Annotated in this window: 7 protein-coding genes; 1 reads left to right on the top strand and 6 read right to left on the bottom strand. The window is 65.9% G+C overall.

Annotation, left to right across the window (positions count from 1 at the left end):
* The first annotated feature begins 188 nt into the window (after positions 1-188).
* Positions 189-1,649, top strand: coding sequence for a sigma-54 interaction domain-containing protein (locus tag ACY69P_RS09505; RefSeq protein WP_462327292.1), 1,461 nt, complete (start codon positions 189-191; stop codon positions 1,647-1,649).
* Positions 1,650-1,662: 13 nt separating this feature from the next.
* Here ACY69P_RS09505 and ACY69P_RS09500 read toward each other — a convergent pair whose 3' ends face one another.
* The 6 genes from ACY69P_RS09500 to ACY69P_RS09475 form a co-directional block, all read right to left on the bottom strand.
* Positions 1,663-3,003 (bottom strand): glycosyltransferase, encoded by a 1,341-nt coding sequence (locus ACY69P_RS09500; protein WP_462327291.1) that lies wholly within the window; start codon positions 3,001-3,003, stop codon positions 1,663-1,665.
* Between the two features lie 2 nt (positions 3,004-3,005).
* A complete protein-coding gene (locus ACY69P_RS09495; RefSeq protein ID WP_462327290.1) occupies positions 3,006-4,319 on the bottom strand; it encodes an HlyD family type I secretion periplasmic adaptor subunit in 1,314 nt (437 codons plus the stop codon).
* Complete coding sequence (locus tag ACY69P_RS09490) at positions 4,316-6,001, bottom strand: ATP-binding cassette domain-containing protein (RefSeq protein WP_462327289.1); 1,686 nt, start codon at positions 5,999-6,001, stop codon at positions 4,316-4,318. Before ACY69P_RS09490 ends, ACY69P_RS09495 begins: the two co-directional genes overlap by 4 nt.
* Positions 5,998-7,743 (bottom strand): ATP-binding cassette domain-containing protein, encoded by a 1,746-nt coding sequence (locus ACY69P_RS09485; RefSeq protein WP_462327288.1) that lies wholly within the window; start codon positions 7,741-7,743, stop codon positions 5,998-6,000. Before ACY69P_RS09485 ends, ACY69P_RS09490 begins: the two co-directional genes overlap by 4 nt.
* Positions 7,744-7,840: 97 nt before the next feature.
* Complete coding sequence (locus ACY69P_RS09480; protein WP_459898843.1) at positions 7,841-9,139, bottom strand: TolC family protein; 1,299 nt, start codon at positions 9,137-9,139, stop codon at positions 7,841-7,843.
* A gap of 174 nt (positions 9,140-9,313) precedes the next feature.
* Positions 9,314-10,133: glucokinase (locus ACY69P_RS09475; protein WP_462327287.1), on the bottom strand; the 820-nt coding region annotated here is incomplete at its 5' end.

Raw genomic sequence — 10,133 nt, 5'->3', positions numbered from 1 at the left:
ATCTTGAGACTTTTCCTATTGTCCTGATTTTTGCAGGGTATGTGCCGAAACGCAAGCCCCGGGGACCACTGATGATGAATCCCCGCCCCGTGCGGACTCCCGCCGCATGGCTCCCTTGTGACAGCGTCCAGGCCGTGGTACACATTTTTTACACCTGTTCAAACATACGTTCAAAAGGTGTCCAATAAATGCACATCGACCCCATCAAGAACTCGCTGGAAGATATTCTTGAGACCATGGCCGAGGGGCTGATGATTATCGGTCCCAACGGGCGCATCCGCATGGTCAACGAGGCCATGGCCGCCATGACGGGCTACAGCCGCGAGGAACTCACAGGCCAGCCCTGCACCATGCTCCAGTGCGACGTCTGCGCCATTTCCCGCCAGAAGGGGCGCGAGCACTGGTGCGCGCTCTTCGACACCCGGCGCGAACCGCGCAAGCGCTGCCGCATTATCCGCAAGGACGGCGCCTCCGTCCCCGTCATCAAAAACGCCCGCCTGCTCATGGACGGCGACAACGTCATTGCCGCGGTGGAAACCCTGACGGACATCTCCGAACTGGACGCCCAAAAGCGCCGCATCGACGAGCTCACCCGCCTGTTCGACACAGGCTTTCACGGCATGGTGGGGCATGCTCCGGCCATGCAGCGCCTCTACGGCATCCTTGAGCGGGCCGCAGCCTCGGACGCGCCGGTCATCATCTCCGGCGAATCCGGCACCGGCAAAGAGTTGGCCGCCTACGCCATCCACGCCCTTGGCCCGCGCAGTGACGGGCCGTTCATCCAGTGCAACTGCGCCGCCCTTAACGAGAGCATCCTTGAAAGCGAACTCTTTGGGCATGTGAAGGGCGCGTTCACCGGAGCCATCCGCCACCGCGAAGGCCGCTTTGAGGCCGCACGCGGTGGGGATATCTTCTTGGACGAAATCGGCGACGTGCCGCTGTCCATACAGGTCAAGCTGCTGCGCGTTCTGGAAAGCAAACGCATCGAGCGCGTTGGCGACAACCGCCCCATCACCGTAGACGCCCGCATCATCACCGCCACCAACCGCAATCTGGAGCGCCTGACGCAGGAGGGCCGCTTCCGGCGCGACTTCTACTACCGCATCAACGTCATCCCCATCCATATTCCGCCCCTGCGCGAACGCGCCGAGGACATCCCCCTGCTGGCGGACTTTTTCCTGCACGACATCAGCCAGCGCTCCGGCGCGGACATTGCGGGCATAGCGCCCGAGACCATGCGCCGCCTCATGGCCCACCGCTGGCCCGGCAACGTGCGCGAGCTAAAAAGCGCCCTCGAATACGCCTGCGTCATCGCGGACGCTGGCCCCATCCTGCCGGAACACCTGCCGCCCTCCCTCATGGGCGCAGACGCGGCATGCCCGCCGCCAGCGGGTGCCACCACGCCCCAGCCTCATAACGACGCAGAGCACGCCCAAAGCGCCCCGCCGCTTGGCCCCGCCAACCCCGCCGCACCACGCGAAGGGGCCCCGCACCACCCCGCAGGCCCACGCGCGCAATTGGTGTCCGCCCTGCGCGCCACAGGCGGCAACAAGGCCGCCGCCGCGCGCCTCTTGGGCGTCAGCCGGGGCACGGTGCACAACCGCATCCGAAAATACGCTGTGGACGTCAGCACCGTTATTCTGGATTAGGCGCCGGAGGCCATCATCCGCCGCCCTTCGCCACCGGCCCCTCTGCCCGCGCCGGGGGCGCAGTTTCAGGGCGGTCCGGGCTGTCCAGCGCGCCATGTACCACCTTGCCGCGGTTCGCGGTGTTGCCGATGAGGCGCAAGTGCATGGGGAGCACATGCTCCAAGCTGTAGCGGCTGACGGCTGTCTCGCGCGCGCCGCGCCGGAGGCGCTCCGCATAGGGCACATCGTCCAGCACCCGCTCCATGCCTGCGGCAATGTCCTTCGGGTCAGCAAAATCAACAAACTGCGCGCTCTCGCCATCACGCATGGCCTCGCGTACGGGGGACGTATCCGAAACGACAAGGCAGCAGCCGCTGGCCATGGCCTCAATGGCTGACCACGACAGCACAAAGGGCCGCGTCAGGTACACATGTACCGAGGACGCCGCCAGCATCCGCCGGTACTCGCCGTAGGGCAGTGCCCCCACAAAGTGGACGCGGTCCTGCGGCAGGTCCAGTTCCTCCAGCATGATGGCCTTATAGCTTTTGCCGCTGGGGTGCGGGGTGCCGTAGCACACCCGTTCCGACCCGGCGATGACGGCGTGCGCCCCGGGCCGACGGCGCAGGACCATTTCCAGCGCGGTGAGAAACTGCGGAAAGCCCCGGTACGGTTCCATGCCGCGTCCGGCAAAGGTAATGACCTCCCGCACGCCGGACAGGTCGCAGTTTTTCAACTGCATGGGCGTCCCCGGCCGTGGACGGAAGAGGTTGGTATTTACGCCGTCGTGCAGGACGGCCATTTTATGATGGTATTCGCTGGGGAACTGGGAGCGCTGCCACAGCGTGGGCGAGAGGCCCTGCTCGCAGGCCCACAGGTCATTGAATATTGCCGCATTGCGCGAGCGCAGCGTCTGCGGCGGGGCAAGCCCCTTCTTGGGCGGAGGCTTTCGGCCAAAGCATGCGTCCTCGCCAAAGGGATCATAAAACCACTCGAAATAGCACATGAGGGGCGTCTCGGGCCACACGTCCTTGAGGTAGAGGCTCGGCCCCCAGCCGGAGCTGGCGTAGATGACATCGGGCGTAAAGCCGGAGCGCTTCATCCTGTGGGCCAGCCGGTACATGGCCTCGCCCTGCGCGGCGGCGTCGCGAAACGGCGTCACCAGCCGCCGCAGGGCCTGCTGATGGGCGTCGCCATCCTTTGCTTCCGCCTTGGCCTTGACCGGAGAGAACACCGCTTTCTTCACGCCGGGGATGGTCCAATCCGGGCGCGGGTTGGTGGTGGCAAAGACCACCGTCGTCGCACTATCCGCGCCAAGGGCCCGCGCCACGTGCCGAAACTGCGCAGGAAAATTGGGATGCACCAGCAGCACGCGCATAGTCATCGCTCCTGCATGGCCTGCCCCATGGCGCCAAGGAAGGGGTCCGTCAGGTATTCCAGCACAGTGCGCTGACCGGTATGGATATACGCCATGACCAGCATCCCCGGGATGAGGCGGTACTGAAAGTCGCCGTGGGAGAAGCCGTCGCCCTCGGTCTCGATGCGCACGGAGTAGAAGGTCTGCCCCTCTGGCGTGGTGAAGGTATCCGGGCTCACATGCACCACGCGCCCATCCAGCTTGCCAAAGCGCGCCGCATCCGCCGAGGCAAGGCGTACAATGGCGTTCTGCCCCTCCTGCACGTAGCCAATGTCCGAAATGGGCAAATGCGCCTCCACCACCAGCCTGTCGCTTGAGGGCACAATGTCCACAAGGGTCATGCCCGGACGCACCACACCGCCGCGCGTCACCACGTGCAGGGTTTTCACCACGCCCTCCACGGGGGAGCGGATAACCGTCCGCCGCAGACTGTCGCGGAATTTCTTGAGCCGCTGGGAGAACTCCTCCAACTCCTGCCGGGCCTTGCGTAAGTCCTGCTGCGCCTCCTCGCGGTAAGCGCGCTCAAGGCGCACCAGCCGCTCACGCGCCTCGGCAAGGGACGACTGCGCACGCGGCAGGGCCGCGCGGTCCTGCTCTATGCGGCTGACAAGCTCCGACTGCTCACGCAGGTAGGCCAGATGCTTATACCGGGTGGTCAGATTATCGCGCAGAAGCTCTTCGGACAGCGCCACCTGCTCACGCACAAGGGTGAGGCTCTGGCGGTTGTTCCTGAGGCGGGCGCGGATTTCCTTTACGTCCTGCTCGCGCTGGATGATGTTTTCACGCTGTTCGGTCAGTTCGCTTTCAAGGCGCCGGCGGCTGGCCTCAAAGAGCGTGGTCGCCTGCCGCGCGAGCTTGGGATGCGCTGTGGCAAAGCCATCAGGAAAGGCCGGGGCGTCCAGCATGCGCGCCTGCGCATCAAGGCGCGCCACCTCCGCCGTCAGAGAGGTCGTCCGGATGGCTATTTCCTCCACACTGGCGCCGGTGGACGTCTCCTCCAAAATAACAAGGGGCTGACCCTGCTCCACGGCGTCGCCCTCGCGCGCCAAAATCTCGCGGATAATGCCACCTTCCAGGTGCTGCACGCTTTTGACCTTGGTGCTGGGGATAACCTCGCCCTGCGCCATGCTCACAATGTCCAGCCGAAAGATGGCCGCCCAGAGCACAAACACCGCCGCGCCCACAACACACAGCCACAGAAAGCTCCGGACCGCCCGTTCACTGCGCCGCGCCGCACTGTCGGCGTCGTGTTCTGGCTGTACTGGCGTCTGCGTCATGCGCTCTGCTCCTTCCTGCGTTGCCGCCCGGGTGAGGCGGCCCACACAATTTCCGGTTCCGGCTTGCGTCCAAGGTCCAGCCGAACATGCGCGTCCGTCAGCACATCCGGCGCGTCCGCGCAGACAACGATGGTCCGCCCCTGCCTCGCGCAGTCGCGCAGCACTGCCGACACCACGACCACGCCGTCCTCGTCCAGCCCTTCAAAGGGGTCGTCCATCACAACCAGCCGCCCCTGCGTGGTCACCGCGCGGGCAAGGGCCACGCGGCGGCGAATGCCATAGGACAGCGTGCGCCCCGCCTGCGTCAGCGGCGTCTGGAGCCCCTGCGGCAGGTCCGCCACAAGCGCCGTCAGCCCGCACTGCCGCACCACCTCCGCCACGGCCTCGTCGTCCATGTCCGGGCGCATGAGGGTGATATTCTCGCGCAGGGTGCCGCTGACGAACGTTGGCTCCTGCGGCACATACACCACCTGCGCCCGCCACCACGCCGGGGCAAGCTGACGCAGGGTGATGCCGTCCGCCAGCACATCGCCGCGCGTTGGCACCACAAGCCCGGTCAGCAGCCGTGCAAAGGTCGTCTTGCCCGCACCGCTTGGCCCGTGCACCACGGCCACCGTCCCCGGCGGCAGCGAAACGGTGAGGGATTCAAAAAGCGGCGCACTGCTGCCGGGGTAGGCAAAGGCGACATCCCGCAGACTCAGACGTCCGGAAAATTGCCGAAGCGCGGTGCCGCTGCCCGCCTCTAGGGGCACACGCGACAGCTCGCGGATATCGCGCAGGGCCTGTCTGCCCCGCGCCAGCCGCATGCCCGTGCCCACAAACTGCGCCACAACCACAAACGCCCGCGAAACAAGAATATTCGCCGCAATCAGCCCCGCCACGGTCAGGTTGCCCACCACCACTTCCTTTGCGCCCACGGCGTACACCGCCACCCGCGCCAAGACGGGAAGCGTCATGGCCGCATTCATACCGCCAAGGCGCATGCGCTCCACCGCCATGTTCAGGCCGCGAACCGTAGCCCCCTGCCGCGCGCAGCGCTCCTGCACAAACACGCCGCCCCCAAACAGACGGACGGTATCCGCGCCGCGCCGGGCGCTGTCCACCATGCCGCGCAGGGTCATGTCCTCCCGCTGGGCCTCGCGCATGGTGCGCTGCTGCGCGCGCGTTGCGGCAAGCCCCTGCCCCAGCAGCGCCGCCGCCCCCACAAGGGCAACCGCCCCAACCCACGGACTGAGCCACCACGCCGCCGCAATAAACGCGAGGCAGAACGGCGCATCAAGCACGCTGGTAATACTGGTGGCGCTGTACGCCTTGCGCACCGCGTCGAGATGCGCGGGGATGCTCCGCCGCAGCGCCTCCGGCACCCGCCACAGCGCGCCCATGCGCGCCCGCGTCAGCACATCCGCCACCCCCGCGGCAAGGCGCTCGTCCGGGGCCTCGCTGACGGCGGCGGCCATGGCCGTACGCACCTGCTTCAAGGCCACCTGCAAGGCCATCGCCAGCACCATGCCCACGGCAAAGGTCACAAGGGTGCCGTCAAATCCGGTATTGGTGTACTGCCCAAGGATGAGCATCACAAACAGCGGCGAGGCAAAGGACAAAACATTCACGCACACCGTCGCGGCCAAAAGGCGCATGGTCAGCGGCGCGGCCTGCGTCAGGCGGGCGGTCATCTCCTTCATTGCCGCACCTCCTGCGCGCCGGACGCGGGGGCGGACCGGGCGGCGGCGCGCACACGCGTAAATGCGCCGTCAGCAAGGTCCAGCATGCAGGTTGCGCCCTTGCGGATATGCGGATCGTCCGACGCAACAAGAATGGTGCGCCCCTCCCGCGCCATGGCATTGAGCGCCGCGTACACGCAGGCGCGCCCCTCGGCGTCCATGCTCTGCGTTGGCTCGTCAAAGAGCGCCACGCGCCCACCGGACGCCAGCGCCCGCGCAAGGGCCAGCCGCCGCCGAATCCCGCGCGAGAGCTTGGCCCCGCCACCGGTCAGCACCTCGGACACGCCATGCTCGCTGGTATCGATAAAGCGCCGCATCCCTGCTGCTCCCAGTGCGGCCTGCATTTCCACGGCGTATTCGCCCGGCGGGCCAAGGGTCATATTCTCGGCAATGGTGCCGTCCAAAAACACGGCCTCCTGCGGCATGACGCATATCTGCTGCCGCCACCACGAGGCAGGCACCTGCGCCAAACGCGCGCCTTCCACCCGCACCGCCCCGCCCTGCGGCGCAACAAGCCCCGCCACCAGCCGAAGGAGCGTGGTCTTGCCCGCGCCGTTCGGTCCCGTCACCAGCACAATGTCCCCGGAGCCTACGCGGCAGGACAGTCCCGAGAACAGCGCACTGCGCCCCGGCCATGCAAAACTCACGTCCTCAAGGCGCAGCGCGCCGGACCACTGCGCCGGCGGCTCGCCCTGCTCCTCCTCGCGCGGCAGGCTCCAAAATTCCTCCAGCCGCTGCCACGCCTGCCGCCCCCGCATGATGCTCTGCCACGCCTGCACTGACTGCGACACGCCGCGAAGGGCCAGCGCCCCCAGCATACTGACGCCAATAAGCGCCGCCACGGACAGCCCGCCCCGGACCACATACGTTGCCCCAATGCCAAACACGCCAACGCGCAGCAGCGCGGACGCCCCTTGCGTGAGCGCGGTCCCGGTGCCGCCCACATGCGCCGCAGCGCGCCGAAGCTGCGCAAGGCGCTGGTGCGCGGCGGTCCATGCGCCGCGCACCAGCGCCCCGCCGCAAAAGGCGCGAACGGTCTCCCCCGCGTCGGTCATATTGGCCACCACACGCTGCGCCCGGTCCGCAGCACGCTCAAGGCGCGGCGCAAGCGCCACACCACGGCGCGCCGTCCACATCCCGCCGCCACAGGCCACAGCGCAGCCCACAGCCACCACCACGGCCATCATCGGATGCAGCATCCACACGGCCACAATGAACAGCACCACAAATGGCGCGTCCAACGTGGCGCAGAGATTTTGCGGGCCAAGGGCGGCGCGCACAGCGGCAATATCGCTCATCAGGCCCCGCCCGCTCACGCTCTCCGCCTCCAGCCCCGAAACCCGCGCGGTAACCAAATGCTCCATGGTCCGGGCCTCCACCGCTTCGGCGCGGCCCATGTCCATGGCAGCGGCCAGCTGATTCCGCGCCCGGCGCACGCCCCACAGCACCAGCACCGCCACCAGCGTTCCCCCGGCCAGCAGATACAACGTTCCGTCCAGACCATGCGCCACATACCGCCGCAGCACAATCATCACAAACACGGTATCCACAAGGGCCAAAAGATTCATAAGCAGAGAGGCCGCCAGCAATTCAGCGGCGCGGGCGGGATGGCGGGCCAGATGCCCCGTCAGGGAAGGAAACGGCGTGGCGAGGGGCAGAGGGGGACCTCCTTTGGTCCAAATGCAACAAACCGACAGGCCCATGCCGTGGCATGCAGTCTGCCGGTTTGATCCGTGCGTGGGCCGCAGATGAGCGCCCGGCACAAACGGCTTTGGGGCGCGTCACCCACCGTGGTGGGCGCTAGGGCGCGGCGAACAGGTCAAGCTCCAGCTCACCCATGGCATACAGCAGATTGAATGCCGCAAGGTCCTGATCCACCTCTGCGGAGATGGCTCCGCTCAGCGCGTTGTTGTAGTTGACCTCAGCGGTGAGCACATCGAGCAGGGAGCGGTTGCCCAGCTTGCGTTCCTTGCGCGCCAGCTCCAGAAATTCCGCTTCGATATTGGCCTGGTTGCGGAACCATTCGGCCTTGGCGCGGGCGGTGAGCAGGTTTTGCCAGTTTACACGGACCACTTCCTCAATGGTGCGCTCCTGATCCTTCAAGGAATTGGCGGCGTTTTGCTTGTCGCTCTTGGCGGCGCTCAGGGCGGCCATGTCGCCGCCACCGGCAAAGATGTTGTAGGCAAATTCCACACCCACACGCTGCTCAATCTTGATTTCCTCAACGCCGGAGTCGTTCTCCTTGCGCCAGTATTCGCCGTAGGCATTGAAGCTGGGGTAGAACATGGACCGCGCGCTGGCGATTTGGTGCTCGGTCAGGTCCACATTCTTCTGGAGCATGGTCAGATTCGGATTATCGCTGATGGCCTGCGCAATGGCGGACTCCAGCGTAACGGGCACGTTGTCGTAGGGGACATCGGGACGGATGAAGGATTCAATCTCGTCGGCGGTGACATCGCGCCCGAACACGGCGCGGAAGCGGTTGCGCGCGTTGACGAGGTCGCCCTCGGCCACAACGCGCAGGGCGGCCACGCCAGCAAGCTGCGATTTGGCCTGCAACACGTCGGACGACAGCCCAGCGCCGCGCTTGACGAGGGATTCCTCTATGCCGGTCTGGTGCTTAATGTTTTCTTCGGACTGGAGGGCAAAGGCCAGCACCTTGCTGGCGCGGATGCAGTTGAGGTAGGCGGCGACCCCTTCCTGAATCAGGGCCTGCCGGACGGCGACGCGTTCGGCCTCGGACAGCTCGTACCCGGCCCGGCTAGAGCCGATGATGCTGTTGGTGCGGCCAAAGTCCCACAGCAGCTGGGTGGCGCGCAGCTTTTCGATATTGCGACCGAGGGACGTTCCGGCAACGCCGGTCTTTTCGATGTTTTCCTTGGTGACGTCGCCCGTGATGTCGAGGCGCGGATACCATGCGGCGCGGGCCTGCCGCAGGCGGTACTGCGCGGCGTCCTCGCGGCTTTGCGCGGCGTGCAGGCGCTCGTGCTCCGCAATCATTCCGGGCAGCAGTTCGCCGAGCGTTGTGGCCCGGGCACTGTGCAGACCTCCACCGATTACCACCGCGAGTACCAGCGTACCCAGAATGAGGCGTTTCAAGGCATCCCCCTCAGTGCGTCAACACGTTAACATGCGAAGAACACTCATTGTCTTGTGGTATGGTGATACAGAAAAAAAGTCAATACCACCCACACAATACACGGGATAAATCACGCCTTTTTCAGGCAGACAGCAGGCACTGTGGACGAAATACACTCCACGGCTGGAACAGCGCTAGGTCACATGTCCGCCAGTACGCAAATGATGCAACCCCGCATGCGCAGCGCCCCACAGCCCTGAATCCTCATTGGCGTTCAGCAGTACGGGGATGCGTTCCATCACAGCGGCGTGAGTTTCGGAAAAGCGGAAGGCGTCGCCAAAGGCGGGATGGGTCACCAGCTCCGGCGAACGGGCCGCAACGCCGCCGCTGATGGTCACTCCGCCAAGGGCAAGGGTGCTCAGGGCAAAATTGCGACAGGCGCGGCCATAAAAGCGCGCCGCCCACGCCAGAATCTTGGACTTGGAATAAAACCCCGCGGTCACTTCCGCCGGGGCGAGGCGTTCGCCGGTGAAGAATTCATGCAGCAGGCTCAGCCCGAGGCCCGTCACCACAAGGTCGCCGATAACCTGCCGGCGGCCCGTCCTGTCGCGGACAAAGTCCATAAAGTCGAATTCCTCACGGCTGACAAAGGGGAAGAGGCTGTGGCCGCCCTCGGTGGGCATCACGCGGTAGCCGCCCGCGCCGTCGGGGACCAGCGCGGCCATGCCAAGGCCTGTGCCCGCACCGATAACGGCGCGCGTGGTGTCCGGTTCGGCTTTGCCGGGCAGGATGAGAAGCGCCTCGTCAAAGACGGGCGTCATGCAGGCGCAGGCCTGCGCCGTAAAGTCGTTAATGAGGGTGAAGTCCTTACACAGCAGCGCGTCGCGCCCGGCAAGGTCCACATCCCACGGGATATTCGGCGGGTCGCTATACGTCCGCCCATGGATGGCACCGGCAACGGCCAGCCCCACCACCTCGGCATCGCGCGGGAGCAGAGGGACCTTCTCCCCCGCC

The organism is Desulfobaculum sp., from assembly GCF_054921475.1.
Note: the sequence above shows the minus strand (reverse complement) of the source record. Positions and strands in the feature narration are given on the sequence as shown.